The sequence below is a fragment of the Mesorhizobium sp. L2C084A000 genome (assembly GCF_000502875.1).
GTDB lineage: Bacteria > Pseudomonadota > Alphaproteobacteria > Rhizobiales > Rhizobiaceae > Mesorhizobium.
This window is the reverse complement of sequence record NZ_AYWX01000012.1, coordinates 63,318-81,721: the sequence shown is the minus strand read 5'-3', so window position 1 is coordinate 81,721 and position 18,404 is coordinate 63,318. Positions and strand designations below refer to the sequence as shown.

At 61.5% G+C, this 18,404-nt stretch carries 18 protein-coding genes and 1 tRNA gene; 15 read left to right on the top strand and 4 right to left on the bottom strand.

All coding sequences use genetic code 11. The features are described from left to right. Positions 1–46 precede the first annotated feature (46 nt). The 14 genes from X735_RS142730 (at position 47) to X735_RS142795 (ending at position 14,925) form a co-directional block, all read left to right on the top strand. Positions 47–988, top strand: coding sequence for an alpha-E domain-containing protein (locus X735_RS142730; protein WP_023812983.1), 942 nt, complete (start codon positions 47–49; stop codon positions 986–988). 85 nt (positions 989–1,073) lie between these two features. Further along, positions 1,074–1,868, top strand: a complete 795-nt coding sequence (locus tag X735_RS142735; protein WP_023812982.1) for a transglutaminase family protein — start codon at positions 1,074–1,076, stop codon at positions 1,866–1,868. Positions 1,869–2,000: 132 nt separating this feature from the next. Further along, positions 2,001–2,732, top strand: coding sequence for a peptidase (locus tag X735_RS142740; protein ID WP_023812981.1), 732 nt, complete (start codon positions 2,001–2,003; stop codon positions 2,730–2,732). 101 nt (positions 2,733–2,833) lie between these two features. Next, positions 2,834–4,243 carry an aspartate aminotransferase family protein gene (locus X735_RS142745; protein WP_023812980.1) on the top strand — a complete coding sequence of 470 codons (1,410 nt, stop codon included), beginning with the start codon at positions 2,834–2,836 and terminating at the stop codon, positions 4,241–4,243. A 78-nt stretch (positions 4,244–4,321) separates the two neighbouring features. Continuing rightward, positions 4,322–5,089: a DeoR/GlpR family DNA-binding transcription regulator gene (locus X735_RS142750; protein ID WP_023812979.1), complete on the top strand. Its 768-nt coding sequence runs from the start codon at positions 4,322–4,324 to the stop codon at positions 5,087–5,089. Positions 5,090–5,214: 125 nt separating this feature from the next. Next, positions 5,215–6,741: a glycerol-3-phosphate dehydrogenase gene (glpD, locus tag X735_RS142755; protein ID WP_023812978.1), complete on the top strand. Its 1,527-nt coding sequence runs from the start codon at positions 5,215–5,217 to the stop codon at positions 6,739–6,741. Positions 6,742–6,783: 42 nt separating this feature from the next. After that, a complete protein-coding gene (locus X735_RS142760; protein ID WP_023812977.1) occupies positions 6,784–7,863 on the top strand; it encodes an ABC transporter ATP-binding protein in 1,080 nt (359 codons plus the stop codon). 10 nt (positions 7,864–7,873) lie between these two features. Continuing rightward, positions 7,874–8,941, top strand: coding sequence for an ABC transporter ATP-binding protein (locus X735_RS142765; protein ID WP_023812976.1), 1,068 nt, complete (start codon positions 7,874–7,876; stop codon positions 8,939–8,941). After that, positions 8,942–9,808, top strand: coding sequence for a sugar ABC transporter permease (locus X735_RS142770; RefSeq protein WP_023812975.1), 867 nt, complete (start codon positions 8,942–8,944; stop codon positions 9,806–9,808). 1 nt (position 9,809) lies between these two features. Continuing rightward, positions 9,810–10,733 (top strand): carbohydrate ABC transporter permease, encoded by a 924-nt coding sequence (locus X735_RS142775; RefSeq protein WP_027036701.1) that lies wholly within the window; start codon positions 9,810–9,812, stop codon positions 10,731–10,733. A gap of 2 nt (positions 10,734–10,735) precedes the next feature. Then, the gene (locus X735_RS142780; RefSeq protein ID WP_023812973.1) at positions 10,736–11,017 is read left to right on the top strand and encodes a DUF2160 domain-containing protein; all 282 of its coding nucleotides are present in this window, start codon (positions 10,736–10,738) and stop codon (positions 11,015–11,017) included. A gap of 78 nt (positions 11,018–11,095) precedes the next feature. Continuing rightward, positions 11,096–12,820: an ABC transporter substrate-binding protein gene (locus tag X735_RS142785; protein WP_023812972.1), complete on the top strand. Its 1,725-nt coding sequence runs from the start codon at positions 11,096–11,098 to the stop codon at positions 12,818–12,820. 97 nt (positions 12,821–12,917) lie between these two features. After that, positions 12,918–14,411, top strand: a complete 1,494-nt coding sequence (gene glpK / locus X735_RS142790; protein ID WP_023812971.1) for a glycerol kinase GlpK — start codon at positions 12,918–12,920, stop codon at positions 14,409–14,411. 34 nt (positions 14,412–14,445) lie between these two features. After that, a complete protein-coding gene (locus tag X735_RS142795; RefSeq protein WP_023812970.1) occupies positions 14,446–14,925 on the top strand; it encodes a DUF6882 domain-containing protein in 480 nt (159 codons plus the stop codon). A gap of 96 nt (positions 14,926–15,021) precedes the next feature. Here X735_RS142795 and X735_RS142800 read toward each other — a convergent pair whose 3' ends face one another. After that, on the bottom strand, positions 15,022–15,507 hold the full coding sequence (locus X735_RS142800) for a BA14K family protein (protein WP_023812969.1): 486 nt from the start codon (positions 15,505–15,507) through the stop codon (positions 15,022–15,024). Positions 15,508–15,765: 258 nt separating this feature from the next. Between X735_RS142800 and X735_RS142805 the strand changes: the two genes are divergently transcribed. Further along, positions 15,766–15,841, top strand: a tRNA-Lys gene (locus X735_RS142805). A gap of 63 nt (positions 15,842–15,904) precedes the next feature. Here the strand turns inward: X735_RS142805 and X735_RS142810 are convergent. From X735_RS142810 to plsY, 3 genes are all read right to left on the bottom strand, one after another. Next, the gene (locus X735_RS142810) at positions 15,905–16,375 is read right to left on the bottom strand and encodes a nucleoside deaminase (protein ID WP_023812968.1); all 471 of its coding nucleotides are present in this window, start codon (positions 16,373–16,375) and stop codon (positions 15,905–15,907) included. A gap of 252 nt (positions 16,376–16,627) precedes the next feature. After that, positions 16,628–17,767: a DNA-processing protein DprA gene (dprA, locus tag X735_RS142815; RefSeq protein ID WP_023812967.1), complete on the bottom strand. Its 1,140-nt coding sequence runs from the start codon at positions 17,765–17,767 to the stop codon at positions 16,628–16,630. A 17-nt stretch (positions 17,768–17,784) separates the two neighbouring features. Next, entirely contained in the window at positions 17,785–18,372 is a 588-nt protein-coding gene (gene plsY, locus X735_RS142820; protein ID WP_023812966.1) for a glycerol-3-phosphate 1-O-acyltransferase PlsY, read from the bottom strand. Between the last annotated feature and the right edge of the window lie 32 nt (positions 18,373–18,404).

The window sequence follows — 18,404 nt, the reverse complement described above, 5'->3', positions numbered from 1 at the left end:
TTCCCTACTGCCTATTCCCTACTCACTAGCCCGAGGGGCCAATTCAATGCTTTTAGGCCGCACCGCCAACGGGCTCTATTGGATGAACCGCTATATCGAGCGGGCGGAAAACATGGCGCGCTTGGTCGATGCCGGCCTGCGCATGGCGCTGACCCGCACGCAGAGCGCCTCGGAAGAGTGGAGTTCGGTGCTGCTCAGCGCCGGTTCCGACGTCACCTTCAGCCAGAAATATTCTGACTATACCGCCGCCAATGTCGCCGACTTCCTGTTGCGCGACACGTCGAACCCGTCGAGCACGATGGCGTCGATCGAGACGGCCCGCAACAATGCCCGCATGGTGCGTACCGCGCTGACGCGCGAAACCTGGGAAAGCATCAACGAAGCCTGGATGTCGCTGAAGCGGATGCTGGCCAGGCCGATCGACGAGCGCGACCTGCCCAGCGTGCTCGACGCCATCAAGCGCGAGACGGCGCTGATCCGCGGCTCATTCTACGGCACCATGCTGCGCAACGAGATCTTCGACTTCTCGCAGCTCGGCACTTATGTCGAGCGCGCGGACAACACGGCGCGCATCCTCGACGTGAAATATTATGTGCTGCTGCCGTCGATCTCCTGGGTCGGCTCGACGCTCGACAATTATCAGTGGGAATCGATCCTGCGTTCGGTCTCGGCGCATCGCTCCTATCGCTGGGTCTACGATGCCGATTACAAGCCGACCAACATTGCCGATTATCTGATCCTCAACGTTCGTATGCCGCGCTCGCTGATGTTCTGCTATCGCTTCCTGTCGGAGCATCTGAAATTCCTCGGCGACGATTACGGCGAACGCCATGCCTGCCACGCAACGGCCGAGAAGACGCAGACAATGCTGAGAGCCGGGTCGATCAAGGGCATATTCGACGCCGGCCTGCATGAATTCCTGGCCAATTTCATTCGCGACAACACCAAGCTGGGCGAAGAGATCGCACAAGATTATCGGTTCAATTGAGCATGGTCCCGAAAGGTGGAGCCGGTTTTCTCAGACAAATGGAAACCGTTTGTCCGGAGATCGTGCTCACAAACGGAATAGAAGCATGCGGCTGAAGATCACCCATCGGACCGAATACCGCTACGATGCGCCGGTGCACTATCTGTTGCAGCGGCTGCGGTTGCTTCCGGTCAGCGGATCGACGCAGACTGTTCTGTCCTGGGCTCTGGCGATCGAAGGCGCGCGCGAAGAGGTCCGCTTCGTCGACCATTTCGGCAACGACACAAGGCTGTTGAGCGTCGAGGGCGAGCGCGACTTCATCACTGTGGAAGCATCAGGCGAAGTGGTGACGCGCGACACCGCGGGTGTCTCGGGACCACACCAGGGCTTTACGCCGCTCTGGCTGTACAGCCATGAGACACCATTGACGACGATCGGCAGCGGTGTTCGCGATCTCGCCGCGTCGGTCGGCAAGGGCAGCGACATTGAAAGGCTGCACCGGCTGATGGCCATCATCGGCGAACGCGTCGCCTACACGCCCGGCACCACCAACGCGACGACGCCGGCGGAGGAAGCCTTGGCGCTCAAGACCGGGGTCTGCCAGGATCATACCCATATCTTTGCCGCCGCCGCCCGCGCCATGGGCTTTCCAGCTCGCTATGTCAGCGGCTATCTGATGCTGGATGCCACGGTCGAGCAGGCGGCCAGCCATGCCTGGGCCGAAGCGCATGTCTCGGGTCTCGGCTGGGTTGCCTTTGATGCCGCCAATGGCATTTCACCCGACGAGCGTTATGTAAAGGTGGCAACGGGCCGCGATTACCGCGACGCCACGCCGGTGTCGGGAATTCGGCTGGGACAGGCGGAAGAACGGCTTGCGGTCACCGTCACGGTGGAGCAGTAATCCTCCGCACGATTGCTGCCGAGCGATTCATCGTTTCAAGGAACGCCGAACCGCTCTATCCCCTTGTTTTAACGCAATTCCGCACGGAAAACCGCTTCACACTTTTCCTGGAATTGCTCTAGAAGAGATTCCATGACCTATTGCGTTGGCCTGAAGATCGACCGCGGGCTCGTGTTCATGTCGGACACGCGCACCAATGCAGGCATGGATTCCATCTCCACCTTTCGCAAGATGCATGTCTGGGAAGAGCCGGGCGAGCGTGTCATCGTTTTGATGTCGGCGGGCAATCTGGCGACGACGCAGGCCGTGGTCAGCCTGCTCGACGAGCGCACCAAGGCGATCTCCGAAAGGCATTCTACGGTGCTCGAAACGCCGTCGATGTACCAAACGGTCCGCATTGTTGGCGACACGGTCAAGGAGGTCATCGCCAATTCGTCACCCGCTGGCGAAAAGGCGGATTCCTATTTCAATGCGTCCTTCATCCTCGGCGGTCAGATCAAGGGCAGCGAGCCGCGCCTGTTCATGATCTATCCCGAAGGCAATTTCATCGAATCGACCGATGACACGCCGTTTTTCCAGATCGGCGAGACCAAATACGGCAAGCCGATCATCATCCGCGCCTACGAAAGGACGATGAGCCTGGCCGAGACGGTGAAGCTGCTTTTGGTGTCGTTCGATTCGACGTTGAAGTCGAACCTGTCCGTCGGCTTGCCGCTCGACCTGCTCTTCCTGGAGAAGGACGCCTTCAAGGTCGGATTGAAGAAGCGGATCGGCCAGGATGACCAGTACTACCGCACGATCTCCGACGGCTGGTCGAATGCGCTGAAGACGGCCTTTGCCAGCCTGCCGGATTTCCCCGGCTGAGGCGTGCGGCATCCGTTGCTGGTTGCATATATTTCACGCGTTAATTAATAAAGAGACCAGCCGCGATGGATGGTAGCGATGGATCATGTCGGGAGGACAGGATGAACAACGATGATTTCCGGCAATGGTCGCGGCGCGCCGCCGACTGGGGCGCCGACTACCGCAATACGCTGCGCGAGCGGCCGGTGCGGCCGCTGGTCGAGCCTGGCGACATTTTCCGAGGCATAGAGGCGTCGCCGCCCGAAGACGCCGAACCGATGGACCGGATCTTCGCCGACTTCGAAGAGAAGATTCTGCCTGGAATGACACATTGGCAGCATCCGCGTTTCTTCGCCTATTTCCCGGCCAATGCGGCGCCGGTCTCGGTGGTGGCGGAATATCTGGTTTCGGCGATGGCCGCGCAATGCATGCTCTGGCAAACGTCACCGGCAGCGACCGAACTCGAAACGCGCACCGTCGACTGGATGCGCCAGGCGCTCGGTCTGCCCGAAGGGTTTTCCGGGGTGATCCAGGATTCGGCTTCGTCGGCGACACTGGCCGCGGTGCTCACCATGCGCGAGCGGGCACTCGAGTGGCAAGGCAACAAACAAGGCCTGGCAGGGCAGGCGCGGCTGCGCATCTATTCCTCCGATCAGGTGCACACATCGATCGACCGGGCGATCTGGGTGTCAGGCATCGGCGAGGACAATCTCGTGCGCATTCCGGTCGGCGGCCGCTTTCGCGCCATGGACACCGCAGCGCTCGAGGCGGCAATCATCGCCGACCGGGAAGCGGGCATGCTGCCGGCCGGCATCATCGCTTGCGTCGGTGGCACCAGCACCGGCGGCACCGACGACATCGCCGCGGTGGCAGAGGTGGCGCGGCGGCATGGGCTCTATCTCCACGTCGATGCCGCATGGGCGGGGTCGGCGATGATCTGTCCGGAGTATCGGCATTTCTGGACAGGCGTCGAAGGCGCCGATTCGATCGTCTTCAACCCGCACAAATGGCTGGGCGCCCAGTTCGACTGCTCGATCCAGTTCCTGCGCGACCCCGAAAGCCATGTGAAGACGCTGGCCATCAAGCCGGATTATCTGAAGACGCACGGTCATGACGGCATCATCAACTATTCGGAATGGTCGGTGCCGCTCGGCAGGCGCTTCCGCGCCCTGAAATTGTGGTTCCTGCTGCGCGCCCATGGTCTGGAAAACCTGCGCATGATGATCCGCAATCATGTCGCGTGGAGCGAAGGGTTGGCGGCGCGGCTGGCAAGGGAGCCGGATTTCGAGATCGTCAGCGAACCGATGCTGTCGTTGTTCTCGTTCCGACACAAGACCGCAACCGATGCGGACGAGCACAATCTGCGCCTGGTCAATGCGATCAACGACGATGGCCGCATCTACCTGACGCAGACGAAAGTCGATGGACTGATAGCAATCCGTTTCCAGGTCGGCCAGTTCGAGGCGACCGCCGCCGATGTCGATATGGCTTTTGTGGTGATTACTGATATCGCACGTGGCTTGGATCGCTGATTTCGTTAGCCGGCTTATGCCTTTTCATCGGTTTCGTTTTCGACTATAGACAAGAAAAACGAAAACGGGAGGTTGCCTATGTATCTGTCGCCGCGCCATGCCGAGATTATCCAGATGGCCAAGGATCATGGCCGCGTGCTGGTCGATGATCTGGCCGCCCACTTCAATGTGACGCCGCAGACCATACGCAAGGACCTCAACGATTTGTGCGACCAGCGGCTGCTCTCGCGCATCCATGGTGGCGCGCTGTATCCCTCCGGCATCGAGAACATGGAGTATGAGGCGAGACGCAAGATCGCCGCCGACGAAAAGGAGGCGATCGGCCGTGCGGCCGCCAGACTGATTCCCGACAATGCCTCGCTGTTCATCAACATCGGCACCACGACAGAGTCGGTCAGCAAGGCGTTGCTCGATCACAACGGTCTCATGGTCATCACCAATAACATCAATGTTGCCAATAGGATGCGGATATATCCCTCGATCGAGGTGGTGATCGCCGGCGGGGTTGTGCGCGGTTCTGATGGCGGTGTGGTCGGCGAAGCGGCGGTCGACTTCATCAGGCAGTTCAAGGTCGACTACGCGGTGATCGGTGCATCCGCCATCGACCATGACGGCGCCTTGCTCGATTTCGATTTTCGCGAGGTCAAGGTGGCGCAGGCGATCATCGCCAATGCAAGGCATGTCATCCTAGTTTCCGACCAGACCAAATTCGAGCGAACCGCACCGGTGCGCATCGGCCATCTGTCGCAGGTCAACACCTTCATCACCGATCGTTGCGACATCCCGTCGGTGCGCAAGATCTGCCAGGAGGCCGAGGTTCAGCTGATCGAGACGTCGCTCGCCTAGGCGGTTTTCACCCGATATCACGCGCTCGTGATATTTCGTTTGACATTCGTTATCATTTCGAAATAATTCCGACACGGTTTCGTAAAAGCCCAAAAATGGTGCAATGCGAAATCGTTGGAGGAATTGTGGACGCATCTCCGATCCGTGACATTTTCGTCATAGGTGGCGGCATCAATGGCTGCGGCATTGCCCGTGATGCCGTCGGTCGTGGCTTTTCCGTGTTTCTCGCCGAGATGAACGACCTCGCCAGCGGAACCTCCTCGGGTTCGACCAAATTGATCCATGGCGGCCTGCGCTACCTCGAATTCTACGAATTCCGCCTGGTGCGCGAGGCGCTGATGGAGCGCGAGGTTTTGTGGAAGAACGCGCCGCACATCATCTGGCCAATGCGCTTCGTGCTGCCCTATGCCAAGGGCCTGCGCCCGGCCTGGCTGATCAGGCTCGGTCTCTTCCTCTACGACCACATTGGCGGGCGCAAATTGCTGCCCGCGACCCGGACGCTGGACATGGCCAGGGATCCGGCCGGCAAGCCTTTGAAGCCACTGTTCAAAAAGGCCTTCGAGTATTCGGATGGCTGGGTCAATGATGCGCGGCTGGTGGCGCTGAACGCACGTGACGCCGCCGACCGCGGCGCAACGGTCCGCACCCGCACGAAAGTGACCGGCGCGCGCCGCGAAAACGGCCTGTGGGCAATCCAGATCGAGGATCTGCAGACCGGCGAGACCGAGGAGATCAAGGCGCGACTGCTGGTCAATGCCGCCGGCCCCTGGGTCGATCATGTGCTGTCCGGCGTCGTCGGGCTCAACGATGTGCACAATGTTCGTCTCGTGCAGGGCAGCCACATTGTCATCGCCAGGAAGTTCGACGATCCACGCGCGTATTTCTTCCAGAACAAGGATGGCCGCATCATCTTCGCCATTCCCTATGAGGAAGAGTTCACCCTGATCGGCACCACCGACCAGGATTATCCCGGCGATCCGCATGACGTGAAGATCAGCGACACCGAGATCGATTATCTCTGCGCCGCGGCAAGCGAATATTTCGCCCAACCCGTCAAGCGCTCGGACATCGTCTGGACCTATTCGGCCGTCCGTCCGCTCTATGATGACGGCGCCTCCAAGGCGCAGGAAGCGACGCGCGACTATGTGCTCAAGGCCGATGGCGGCGAGGGCGCCGCCCCGATCGTCAACGCCTTCGGCGGCAAGATCACCACCTATCGCCGGCTGTCGGAATCGATGCTGGAAAAGATCGAGGGTTTTCTCGGCAAGCGCGGCAAGCCGTGGACGGCAAACGCGCCACTGCCGGGCGGCGATTTCCCGGCCACCGGTTTCGATGCCGAAGTGGCGAAATTGAAAACCGCTTATCCATTCCTCGACGCGCGCCTGGCTCGCCGGTTGACCCGGCTCTATGGAACCCGCGCGAGGATGCTGTTGGGGCTGGCCAAATCGAACGTCGATCTCGGCCGCAACTTCGGCGCCGATCTCTACGAGGCCGAGGTGCGCTATCTCGTTCAAAACGAATGGGCCGTCACATCAGAAGATGTATTGTGGCGCCGGACCAAGCGCGGTCTGCATCTCAGCCGCGAGCAGGTGGCGGCGCTCGATGAATTCATGCGCGGCATAAGCCGGCGCCATGTCGCGGCTGCCGAATGAAGAGGGGTTTGAGCTGATGCGGAAGGCCTGGGAGGAGGCGTCATGCTGGAACTGAGAAACGTCACCAAGGCGGTCGGCGCGGTCGAGCATATAAGCGACGTGTCGCTGACGCTCCAGCACGGCTCGCTCAACGTCCTGCTCGGACCTACGCTTTCCGGCAAGACAAGCCTGATGCGGCTGATGGCCGGCCTGGACGTGCCAACCTCCGGTTCGATCTGGTTCGACGGCCAGAATGTCACCGGCGTGCCGGTGCAGAAGCGCAAGATCGCTATGGTCTACCAGCAGTTCATCAACTATCCGGCGATGACCGTCTATGAGAACATCGCTTCGCCGCTGCGGGTGGCCGGCATCGAGCAGGCCAGGATCGACAGCCAGGTGCGTGAAGCCGCCGCTCTTCTCAAGCTGACACCCTATCTCGACCGCACGCCGCTCAGCCTGTCGGGCGGCCAGCAGCAGCGCACCGCGCTGGCGCGCGCCATCGTCAAGAACGCAAGCCTGGTCCTGCTCGATGAACCGCTCGCCAATCTCGACTACAAATTGCGCGAGGAACTGCGCGCCGAATTGCCCAGGATATTCGCCGCCGCCGGCACAATCTTCGTCTATGCCACGACCGAGCCGCACGAAGCGCTGCTGCTCGGCGGCAACACGGCGACGCTTTCTGAAGGGCGGATCACCCAGTTCGGACCGACCATCGAGGTGTTCCGCAAGCCGGTAGATCTGGTGACAGCCAGGACGTTTTCCGATCCGCCGCTCAACACCATCGTGCTCGCCAAGAAGGGTCGGGATTTCCTGCTCGAGGGCGGCGTGAACCTGCCGGTGCCGGCCGAACTCTCCGGCATTGCCGACGCCATCTATACGATCGGTTTTCAGCCGCACCACCTGTCGCTCGAGCGGCCCAATGCGGCGGCGGTGCCGGTGCGTGCCAAGGTGACGATCACCGAGATCACCGGATCGGAGAGCTTCATCCATCTCGATTTTGCCGATGCGCGCTGGGTCATGCTGACCCATGGTATCAGGCATTTCGAGCCAGACGAGGTGGTCGAGGTGTTCATCGATCCGCGCCACATCATGGTTTTCGACGAGCACGGCAGCGCCGTGACTGCGCCGAAGCTGGCGGCTTGAGGGCAAAGAGATGGCACGCATCGACGTCAACCATGTCCGACATTCCTACCTGCCTAACCCGCAGAAGGATGCCGATTTCGCGCTGCGGGAAGTGCATCATGTCTTCGAGGACGGCGGCGCCTATGCGCTGCTCGGGCCCTCCGGTTGCGGCAAGACCACGCTGCTCAACATCATTTCGGGATTGTTGCACCCCTCGCATGGCCAGTTGCTGTTCAACGGCAAGGACGTGACCAATTTGTCGACGCAGGAGCGCAACATCGCGCAGGTGTTCCAGTTCCCGGTCATTTACGACACCATGACCGTCTACGATAATCTGGCCTTCCCGCTGCGCAACCGCGGCGTGCCGGAAGCCGATGTCGACCGCAAGGTTCGCGAGACGTTGGAGATGATCGATCTGGCGTCCTGGGCGAAGAAGAAGGCGAGGGGCCTGACCGCCGACCAGAAGCAGAAGATCTCGCTCGGCCGCGGGCTGGTGCGCTCCGACGTCAACGCCATCCTGTTCGACGAGCCGCTGACCGTCATCGATCCGCACATGAAGTGGGTGCTGCGCTCGCAGCTGAAGCAGTTGCACCGCCGCTTTGGCTACACCATGGTCTATGTGACCCACGACCAGACCGAGGCGCTGACCTTCGCCGAGCAGGTCGTGGTCATGTATGATGGCGGCATCGTGCAGATCGGCACACCGGCCGAATTGTTCGAACGGCCACGCCATACCTTTGTCGGTTATTTTATCGGCTCGCCGGGCATGAACGTCATGCCGGTGGCAATCGACGGCAAGACGGCGACACTCGGCTCGCAGCGCATCGAACTGCCGGGCGCGCCAAAGGCAGGCAGCGGCGCCGTCGAGCTCGGCATCCGTCCCGAATATGTCCGGCTCGGCCGCGAAGGCATGGCCGTGCAGGTCAGCAAGGTCGAGGATCTCGGCCGCCACAAGGTGGTGCGCGCCAAGCTCGAAGGCCGCGATATTTCTGCCGTGATCGGTGAGGACGAGACCCTGCCCGCCGATCCGAAGGTGCGGTTCGACCCGGCCGGCATCAACATCTATGCCGATTCCTGGCGTGTCGAGATGGAGGCCTAGATGGAGAAGACCTGGAACAACAAGGCCTGGTTCATGGTGCTGCCGGTTCTTCTGCTGGTGGCGTTCTCGGCGGTGATCCCGCTGATGACGGTGGTCAACTATTCGGTGCAGGACACGTTCGGAAACAACGTCTTCTTCTGGAACGGCTCGGACTGGTACACCGAAATCCTGGAGTCGGAACGCTTCTGGCTGTCGATGGTCCGCAACCTGATCTTTTCCGCAACCATCCTCGCCATCGAGATTCCGCTCGGCATCTTCATCGCTCTTAACATGCCCAAGAAAGGCTGGGGCGTGCCAGTCTGCCTGGTGCTGATGGCTCTGCCGCTGCTGATCCCGTGGAACGTCGTCGGCACGATTTGGCAGGTATTCGGCCGCATCGACATTGGCCTGCTCGGCTACACGCTGTCGGCGCTCGGCTTCGACTACAACTACGTCAACGATCCGACTGATGCCTGGGTGACGGTCATCCTGATGGACGTATGGCACTGGACAAGCCTCGTCGTTCTGCTCTGCTACGCCGGACTGGTCTCGATCCCCGATGCTTTCTACCAGGCGGCCAAGATCGACGGCGCCTCACGCTGGGCAGTGTTCCGCTACATCCAGCTGCCGAAGATGAACCGCGTGCTTCTGATTGCAGTGCTGCTGCGCTTCATGGACTCGTTCATGATCTACACCGAGCCGTTCGTCGTCACGGGCGGAGGCCCTGGCAATTCGACGACGTTCCTGTCGATAGACCTGGTCAAGATTGCGATCGGTCAGTTCGATCTCGGGCCGGCGGCCGCCATGTCGATCATCTACTTCCTGATCATCCTTTTGCTGTCTTGGGTGTTCTACACCGTCATGACCAATGTCGATGCGGAGCGCTGAGATGAGCGGCGCCAACGAAGGAACGACGAGGCAGGACCGAGTGCGTGAGACGGCGGTTTCGGACGGGCTCGCCAGCACATTGTCGCAGGACCAGCTTGCGCGGCTGATGCGCCGGCGCGGCGAAGAATCCCGGTTCTGGTGGTTGGTGCCAACGATCTACATCATCTTTCTGATGCTGCCGATCTACTGGCTGGTCAATATGAGCTTCAAGACCAATCAGGAGATTCTGGGCGCGTTTTCGCTGTGGCCGAAGAGCCCGACCCTGGCCAACTACATCGTGATCTTCACCGACCCGTCCTGGTACAAGGGCTACATCAATTCGATCATCTATGTCGTCATGAACATGGTGATCTCGGTTTCGGTGGCGCTGCCGGCGGCCTACGCTTTCTCGCGCTACCGGTTCCTCGGCGACAAGCACCTCTTCTTCTGGCTGTTGACCAACCGCATGGCGCCGCCGGCAGTGTTCGCGCTGCCGTTCTTCCAGCTCTATTCGGCGTTCGGGCTGATCGACACGCATATCGCGGTGGCGCTGGCGCACTGCCTGTTCAACGTGCCGCTGGCGGTCTGGATCCTCGAGGGTTTCATGTCCGGCGTGCCGAAGGAGATCGACGAGACCGCCTATATCGATGGCTATTCCTTCCCGCGCTTCTTCCTGAAAATCTTCATGCCGCTGATCGCAAGCGGCGTCGGCGTGGCCTGCTTCTTCTGCTTCATGTTCTCATGGGTCGAACTGCTGATCGCGCGCACCTTGACCACGACGGCCGCCAAACCGATCGCGGCGATCATGACGCGTACGGTCTCGGCCTCCGGGCTCGACTGGGGCGTGCTGGCCGCCGCCGGCGTGCTCACCATCCTTCCAGGCGCGCTCGTGATCTGGTTCGTCCGCAACTACATCGCCAAGGGCTTTGCCCTAGGGAGGGTATGACCATGAACCTCACCTGGATGGCATGGACGCTGCCAACGGCGATCTTTTTCATCACGATCCTGGTACTGCTCTGTGGCATGGCGGTCTGGGAATACGCCTCGCCTGGCGGCAATCCCCGGGTCGGCCTCCTGCGCTTCGAGACGACGCGCGGCGACCGCCTCTTTGTTTCGCTGCTCGGCAGCGCCTTTATCCATCTCGCTTGGCTGGGTCTTGTCGGACCCAACCTGTGGTGGGCTCTCGCTCTCTCCGTAGTCTACGCCGTCGGCGTGTTCCGCTACGTATAGAGGGGGAAACTGTTGGAGCGACCGCGTGCCGACGGCCGCTCCAGATCGCACTTGAAACTTGAAAAGTGGAGGAACGAAATGCGAAGGCAATTTTTAACATCAACGACTGCGCTTGTCCTGCTCTGGGGAGCAGGCCAGGCCTATGCCGGAATGGACGAAGCCAAGACTTTCCTCGATACCGAAATCAAGGACTTGTCGACGCTCGATCGCGGCGCCCAGGAAGCCGAATTGCAATGGTTCATCGATGCCGCGAAGCCTTTCGCCGGGATGGACATCAAGGTGGTCTCCGAGACCATCGATACGCATAGCTATGAGTCCAAGGTCTTGGCGCCCGCCTTCACCGCGATCACCGGCATCAAGATCACTCACGACCTGATCGGCGAAGGCGATGTCGTCGAGAAGCTGCAGACGCAGATGCAGTCGGGCGAAAACATTTACGACGCCTACGTCAACGACTCCGACCTGATCGGCACCCACTGGCGGTACCAGCAGGCGCGCAGCCTGACCAAGTGGATGGCGAATGAGGGCAAGGATGTCACCAATCCCAACCTCGACCTCGCCGACTTCATCGGCACCAAGTTCACGACCGCTCCGGACGGCGACCTCTACCAGCTGCCCGACCAGCAGTTCGCGAATCTCTACTGGTTCCGCTACGACTGGTTCAACGACGAGAAGAACAAGGCCGATTTCAAGGCCAAGTACGGCTACGACCTCGGCGTTCCGGTCAACTGGTCGGCCTATGAGGACATCGCCGAGTTCTTCACCGGCCGCGAAATCGACGGCAAGAAGGTCTATGGCCACATGGACTACGGCAAGAAGGACCCGTCGCTCGGCTGGCGGTTCACCGACGCATGGCTGTCGATGGCCGGCAACGGCGATAAGGGCCTGCCGAACGGTCTTCCCGTCGACGAATGGGGCATCAAGGTCAACGAGAAGTCGCAGCCTGTCGGCTCGTGCGTCGCGCGCGGCGGCGACACCAATGGCCCGGCTTCCGTGTATTCGATCCAGAAGTACCTGGATTGGCTGAAGGCCTATGCGCCGCCGGAAGCCCAAGGCATGACGTTCGGCGAATCCGGCCCCGTCCCGTCGCAGGGCACGGTCGCGCAGCAGATGTTCACTTACACCGCCTTCACCGCCTCCTTCGTCAAGGAAGGGCTGCCGGTCGTGAACGCGGACGGCACCCCGAAATGGCGCTTTGCTCCCTCGCCGCATGGCGTCTACTGGAAGGACGGCATGAAGCTCGGCTACCAGGACGTGGGTTCATGGACGCTTCTCAAGTCCACGCCTGACGATCGCGCCAAGGCCGCCTGGCTCTATGCGCAGTTCGTCGTATCGAAGACGGTCGACGTGAAGAAGAGCCATGTCGGCCTGACGCTGATCCGCGAGTCGACGATCCAGGACAAGAGCTTCACGGAACGCGCTCCGAAGCTCGGCGGCCTGATCGAGTTCTACCGCTCGCCGGCCCGTGTTCAGTGGTCGCCGACCGGAACGAACGTTCCGGACTATCCGAAGCTGGCACAGCTCTGGTGGCAGGCGATCGGCGATGCGTCGTCGGGTGCCAAGACGGCACAGGAGGCGATGGACTCGCTTTGCTCTGAGCAGGAAAAGGTCATGGAACGCCTGGAAAAGGCCGGCATCCAGGGCGATATCGGCCCGAAGATGGCCGAAGAGCATGACCTCGCCTACTGGAACGCCGACGCGGTCAAGAAGGGCAATCTCGCTCCTCAGTTGAAGATCGAGAACGAGAAGGAAAAGCCGGTCACCATCAATTACGACGAGCTGGTGAAGAGCTGGCAAAAGTAAGGCTGTTCTAAGCGGGCGTCTGCGCCCGTGTGAAATTAGGGGAGGCGGCTCGTTGCCGTCTCCCCTGTTTGTGTAAAAGACTAAGCGGGGAGGCAGAATGACCGGATACATCCTTGCCATCGACCAGGGCACGACTTCGACCAGGGCGATCCTGTTCGACGGCGAGATGAAGCTCGCCGGCAGCGGGCAAAAGGAATTCGCCCAGCACTATCCGGCTTCCGGCTGGGTCGAGCACGATCCCGAGGATATCTGGGCGAGTGTGGTGTCGACCGTGAAGGCGGCGCTGAAGAAGGCCGGCCGGAATGCTTCCGACGTGGCCGCGATCGGCATCACCAATCAGCGCGAAACCGTGGTCATCTGGGACAGAGCGACCGGCAGGCCGATCCACAATGCCATTGTCTGGCAGGACCGGCGCACCGCGCCGCTGTGCCAGAAACTCAAGAAGCAAGGGTTGGAGAAGACATTCACCAAGAAAACCGGGCTGCTGCTCGATCCCTATTTTTCCGGCACCAAGATCGCCTGGATGCTGGACAAGGTGAAAGGCGCCAGAAAACGCGCCGAGAAGGGCGAACTGCTCGCCGGCACCATCGACAGTTTCCTGATCTGGCGGCTGACCGGCGGCAAGGTCCACGCCACGGACGCCACCAACGCCTCGCGCACGCTGGTCTACAACATCGCTGAGAATGCCTGGGACGACGAGCTGCTGTCGATCCTCAACATCCCGGCAAAAATGCTTCCCGAGGTGAAAGACTGCGCCGATGACTATGGAATCACGGAGAAAAATCTCTTTGGCGCCGAGATAAGAATCCTCGGTGTCGCCGGCGACCAGCATGCGGCAACCATCGGCCAAGCCTGCTTCGAGCCAGGCATGATGAAATCGACCTACGGCACCGGCTGCTTTGCGCTGCTCAACACGGGTAGCGACCTGGTGCGCTCGAAAAACCGGCTGCTGACCACTATCGCCTACAGGCTGAACGGCAAGACGACCTATGCGCTGGAAGGTTCGATCTTCATTGCAGGGGCCGCGGTGCAGTGGCTGCGCGACGGCGTCAAGGTGATCGGCAAGGCCGAGCAGAGCGGCAAATTGGCGGCCGAGGCTGATCCGACGCAAAATGTCTATCTGGTGCCCGCCTTCGTCGGGCTGGGCGCGCCGCATTGGGATGCCGAAGCACGCGGCGCCATCTTTGGGCTGACCCGCAATTCCGGCCCGGCGGAGTTTGCCCGCGCCGCCCTGGAAGCCGTGGCCTACCAGACGCGCGACCTGCTCGACGCCATGCGCAAGGACTGGAAAGGCGCTTCGGCCAAGACAGTGCTGCGTGTCGATGGCGGCATGGTGGCGTCGGACTGGACGATGCAGCGTCTGGCCGACATCCTCGATGCACCGGTCGACCGCCCGACCATTCTGGAGACGACGGCGCTCGGTGCCGCCTGGCTGGCCGGCTCGAAGGCAGGTGTGTGGCCGGATGCCAAGAAGTTTGCGAAGAGTTGGGCACTCGAACGGCGCTTCAAGCCGGACATGGATGGCTCCGTGCGCGCAGCCAAGCTCGCTGGTTGGCGCGATGCTGTGCGCAGGACGCTCAGCGTGTCATAAACAGCCATCAGTGGCGGGTGATGGGGCGCGAGGAATGCAGCCAGACTGGTATCCTGCTTGGCGCGACGAGGCTATCGAACAGCTGAAGGCCAAGAATGCACGCTTGAAAAAAGATCTCCACCTCGGTAGCTGGTTGCGCTATGACTATGACCTGACGGCCGGAACGCTTCTGTTCTCGCAAGACGGGGTCGCCAAGGTCGTCACCGAAATCCAGATTGTCGGCTCAACGAGCACGGAGGCCGGAAGCTGGCTGTGGGCTTGGGCAAATTCCAGCCTGCCCAGCGAGCTCCTCAGCGATGCAAAGCTAGTCCGATCCTTCGGAGAGCAGAATGGCATCGACGAACTGGCCCAAGCCTATGCGACGGATGCGGACAATGCGCTGGAAGTGGTTGGTTGGGAACTCAGTGCGGTGATGGCCCGTATCTGCAATGGGTTGGGTATCTATCGTTGTCCCAGCAGAGAGGACGGCGGTGGCTTTTATCTGATGCTCAAGAGCATCAACTGGGCAAACTGACGGCAACTGTTCGTCTTCCGGCCAAACGATCAAAAGCCCGCGCCGCTGCCGGCGCGAGCTCCACTAACGCATCTCAGCTACTTAAACGCGCCTTGATCAGTAAGGCGAACGGCACTCCTTGCGAGGGCCGTAATTCGGCTGGAACGTGTTGTCCGAAGCACGGTAGCTGCGATAGCGGTCGTAGCACCATTGGACGTGGGCGTTGCCTCCGTAGACGCGGTTGTTTTCGTTGTTGATGATTGCGCCGGTAATCAGCGCGCCGGTAGCGAAGGCGGCAAGCGGGAACCAATAATCGCCGTGACGACGGTAGCCGGGGCGATATTCGCGATAGCCGCGATGGCCGTTCCAATACGCGCCGCGATTGCGGGAAAAATTGCGGTCACGCGAAAAACTGCGGTCACGCGAAAAATTGCGATTGTGGCGGTCCTTGCGCCACTCCCGGTACTGGACTGTCTGCACATCCGGCACCGCGACCTGGGATTGCGGCACATAGTTCGGTTGGGCATTAACGGACACCGCCTCCGCCGCAACGAATGTGACGGAGAGAGTGGCCGCCAGCAGGCTCGTTGTGATTCTGTTCATTGGTCTTCTCCTCGATAGTTTGGCGGACGTCCCTGTGCCGGGAAAACGAGCGGCGCATACAATTGTTCCCCAGACTGGATGCCGCTGTCGGGCAGAAATGCCAGTGTTCCCTTGGCTGTTCTCCCACCGATGGCGCGGCTGGCAAGTGTCGCGACAGGGCGAAGCCGCCCGTGTTTGCGAGCCCTCTTTTTCCGGTTGACCGGTCGAGGCACTCTCCCTATGTTCCGCGCAATTTCGAGGGCCGCCTTTCGCCCGCGGGAGCGCGTAGCTCAGCCGGTAGAGCAACTGACTTTTAATCAGTAGGTCATGGGTTCGAATCCCATCGCGCTCACCAAATCCACGCGATAAACTGTCACCCATCTCTCGGGAAGGGCACACCACAACTGGCTCGAAGCCGTCAGCGCTTCCAGAAATCGCGGTGCGGTGCGAGCATCTCGTCGGCGATTTCTGGGAAGGGGCCAAAGACCTCGATCTTTTTCTGGCCAGAGTCGAGGACGGTGCGCGAAGAGAGGCTCATCGTCGGATTCTCTGCGTGATCCCCGGTGAGCGCCAGCAGCTCGGTCTCCTCGAAGCCGTAGACCAGCCGGCCGATATTCGCCCAGTAGAGCGTTCCGGTGCACATCGCGCAGGGCTCACCGGTTGAGACCAGCGTGCATTGCCATAAGAACTCCGGCTCGTAGGCTGCCGCGGCGCGCCGGGCGAGCTCCGTCTCGGCGTGGCGCACCGTGTCGAGATTGCCTTGCCGCATCAGCACCCGATCGTCCGGCCCGACCAGCACGCAACCAAACGGATGATGCCCATGCGCCGCCGCCTCGCGCGCGACCGCGTCGGCGGATCGAAGGTGGGCGAGCATCGGATCGCGTGTCATGGCAAGATCCTGTCATGCCGACATCCACCGATGAGCGGCTGAGCGAGATTGGTGCCAACGGACGCGAGTGGCAAGAGCCAACTTTTGCTTGAGACCTTTGCCTCGGGATATCAGACCTTTGCCCTACAATCCGCCGGCCGGTCTTGGCGTCGAACAGATGAGCACAGGCGCGGCAAAGCGGAAAGCCGGCTGAAAAGGCCATCCTCGCCGAGCTTCTCGAAGGAGTTCGGCGGCGCGAAAATGCGAACAGCGTCAGACCGAAGGCTCCCCGAACACCAGCGAAACATTGGCGCCGGCGTGGCGTTCGAGCCGGCCGGCGAGGTCGAGTTCCAGCAGCACCATGAAGACCTGGGCCGGGTGCAGGCCGGTGTGGCGGATGATCTCGTCGACCGCCACTGGCGTCGGGCCGAGCGCCTCGATGACGCGGGCGCGGTCGCTTTCGCCGGGCGGTGGTGTGGCCGAGAAGTCGGGCGGCTCTTCGAACGGCGGCACGTCGGGCGCCCGCATGCCGGTCAGCGGGGCGATCGCCCTGGAAATATCCGATGCCTCGGTGACCAGGGTGGCACCATCCTTGAGCAGGCCGTTGGTACCGGCGGCGCGTGGATCGAGCGGTGAGCCCGGCACGGCAAAGACCAGCCGGCCCATTTCGCCGGCAAGCCTGGCGCTGATCAGGGAGCCGGAGCGTTGCGCTGCCTCGACCACCACCAGCCCAAGGACCGCACCCGCAACAAGGCGGTTGCGGCGCGGAAAATCCTGGGCGCGCGGCTGCCAGCCGAACGGCATCTCCGAAATGATGGCGCCACGCTCGGCGATTTCCTCGCACAGGCCGGCATTTTCAGGCGGGTAAGGCAGGTCGAGACCGCCAGCCAGGACGCCGATCGTGCCGGTCGCAAGACTGCCCTGATGCGCCGCGGTGTCGATGCCGCGCGCCAGGCCGGAGACGATTGCGTAGCCGTCGCGGCCGAGGTCGGCTGCCAGCATGCGTGCCATCTTGATGCCGGCCAGCGACGCGTTGCGTGCCCCGACGATGGCGACACCCGGCAGCCGGAAAACAGCTGCGTTGCCCTTTACCGCCAGCAGGGGCGGCGGATGGTCCATGTTGCGCAACAGGGGTGGGTAGTCTGTCTCACCGATCCCGACAAAGCGGGCGCCGGCCTTTCCGGCTAGTTCCAGTTCCGCCTCGGCTTCGGCAACGGAAGGGATGCGAGCGATCCGGATGGCGCCGCCCGAAATCATCAGTTCCGGCAATATCTCCAGCGCCACCTCGGCCGAACCGAAACGGTTGATGAGGTCGCGAAAGGATGCGGGGCCGACATTCTGGGTGCGGATCAGCCGCAGCCAGCTCAGCCGCTGCCGGTCGCTGAGCCGCGGCCCGGCGGCCGGCCCACTCACCACGGCGGCAGGCTCGCTCACCCCTTGGCTCCGATCTTGCCCTCGGTGCCGGTAAGCAGGCGCGAAATGTTTTCCCGGTGCTTGATGAAAACGATGATGCTCATCACCACGAACAAGGCCGCATTCTGTGGTGTGCTCAGCACATAGAGGGCGATCGGCACGATGACCGCCGCTGTCAGCGCCGCAAGCGAGGAATACCGGAAGAGGAATGCCATCACCAGCCAGGCGACGGCGAAGATCAGCGCCACCTGCCAGGCAAGGCCGATCAGCACACCGAGATAGGTGGCGACGCCCTTGCCGCCCTTGAAACCGAGCCAGACCGGGAAGAGATGACCGAGAAAGGCGCCGAGACCGGCCCAGATCGCCAGGTCAGGCGCGAAATGGCCTGCTATCAGCACGGCGGCCGTGCCCTTCAGCGCGTCGAGTAGCAGCGTCGCGGCGGCAAGGCCCTTGTTGCCGGTGCGCAGAACGTTGGTGGCGCCGATATTGCCGGAGCCGATCTTGCGCACATCGCCAAGGCCAGCGGCGCGAGTGAGCAGGAGCCCGAACGGAATCGAGCCAAGCAAATAGCCGAACACGAGCGCTGGGATGAGGCTGTAAATCATTGTTTCCCCCGCATTTCCCCAGTTCGGCCGGA

What these genes read in the sequence shown, in the direction of transcription:
- X735_RS142800 (WP_023812969.1), bottom strand. Translation starts at nt 15,507, where the DNA reads ATGAACAGAATCACAACGAGCCTGCTGGCGGCCACTCTCTCCGTCACA.
- X735_RS142740 (WP_023812981.1), top strand. Translation starts at nt 2,001, where the DNA reads ATGACCTATTGCGTTGGCCTGAAGATCGACCGCGGGCTCGTGTTCATG.
- X735_RS142760 (WP_023812977.1), top strand. Translation starts at nt 6,784, where the DNA reads ATGCTGGAACTGAGAAACGTCACCAAGGCGGTCGGCGCGGTCGAGCAT.
- glpK (WP_023812971.1), top strand. Translation starts at nt 12,918, where the DNA reads ATGACCGGATACATCCTTGCCATCGACCAGGGCACGACTTCGACCAGG.
- X735_RS142730 (WP_023812983.1), top strand. Translation starts at nt 47, where the DNA reads ATGCTTTTAGGCCGCACCGCCAACGGGCTCTATTGGATGAACCGCTAT.
- X735_RS142810 (WP_023812968.1), bottom strand. Translation starts at nt 16,375, where the DNA reads ATGACACGCGATCCGATGCTCGCCCACCTTCGATCCGCCGACGCGGTC.
- X735_RS142795 (WP_023812970.1), top strand. Translation starts at nt 14,446, where the DNA reads ATGCAGCCAGACTGGTATCCTGCTTGGCGCGACGAGGCTATCGAACAG.
- plsY (WP_023812966.1), bottom strand. Translation starts at nt 18,372, where the DNA reads ATGATTTACAGCCTCATCCCAGCGCTCGTGTTCGGCTATTTGCTTGGC.
- X735_RS142765 (WP_023812976.1), top strand. Translation starts at nt 7,874, where the DNA reads ATGGCACGCATCGACGTCAACCATGTCCGACATTCCTACCTGCCTAAC.
- X735_RS142785 (WP_023812972.1), top strand. Translation starts at nt 11,096, where the DNA reads ATGCGAAGGCAATTTTTAACATCAACGACTGCGCTTGTCCTGCTCTGG.
- X735_RS142750 (WP_023812979.1), top strand. Translation starts at nt 4,322, where the DNA reads ATGTATCTGTCGCCGCGCCATGCCGAGATTATCCAGATGGCCAAGGAT.
- X735_RS142770 (WP_023812975.1), top strand. Translation starts at nt 8,942, where the DNA reads ATGGAGAAGACCTGGAACAACAAGGCCTGGTTCATGGTGCTGCCGGTT.
- X735_RS142780 (WP_023812973.1), top strand. Translation starts at nt 10,736, where the DNA reads ATGAACCTCACCTGGATGGCATGGACGCTGCCAACGGCGATCTTTTTC.
- X735_RS142775 (WP_027036701.1), top strand. Translation starts at nt 9,810, where the DNA reads ATGAGCGGCGCCAACGAAGGAACGACGAGGCAGGACCGAGTGCGTGAG.
- X735_RS142745 (WP_023812980.1), top strand. Translation starts at nt 2,834, where the DNA reads ATGAACAACGATGATTTCCGGCAATGGTCGCGGCGCGCCGCCGACTGG.
- X735_RS142735 (WP_023812982.1), top strand. Translation starts at nt 1,074, where the DNA reads ATGCGGCTGAAGATCACCCATCGGACCGAATACCGCTACGATGCGCCG.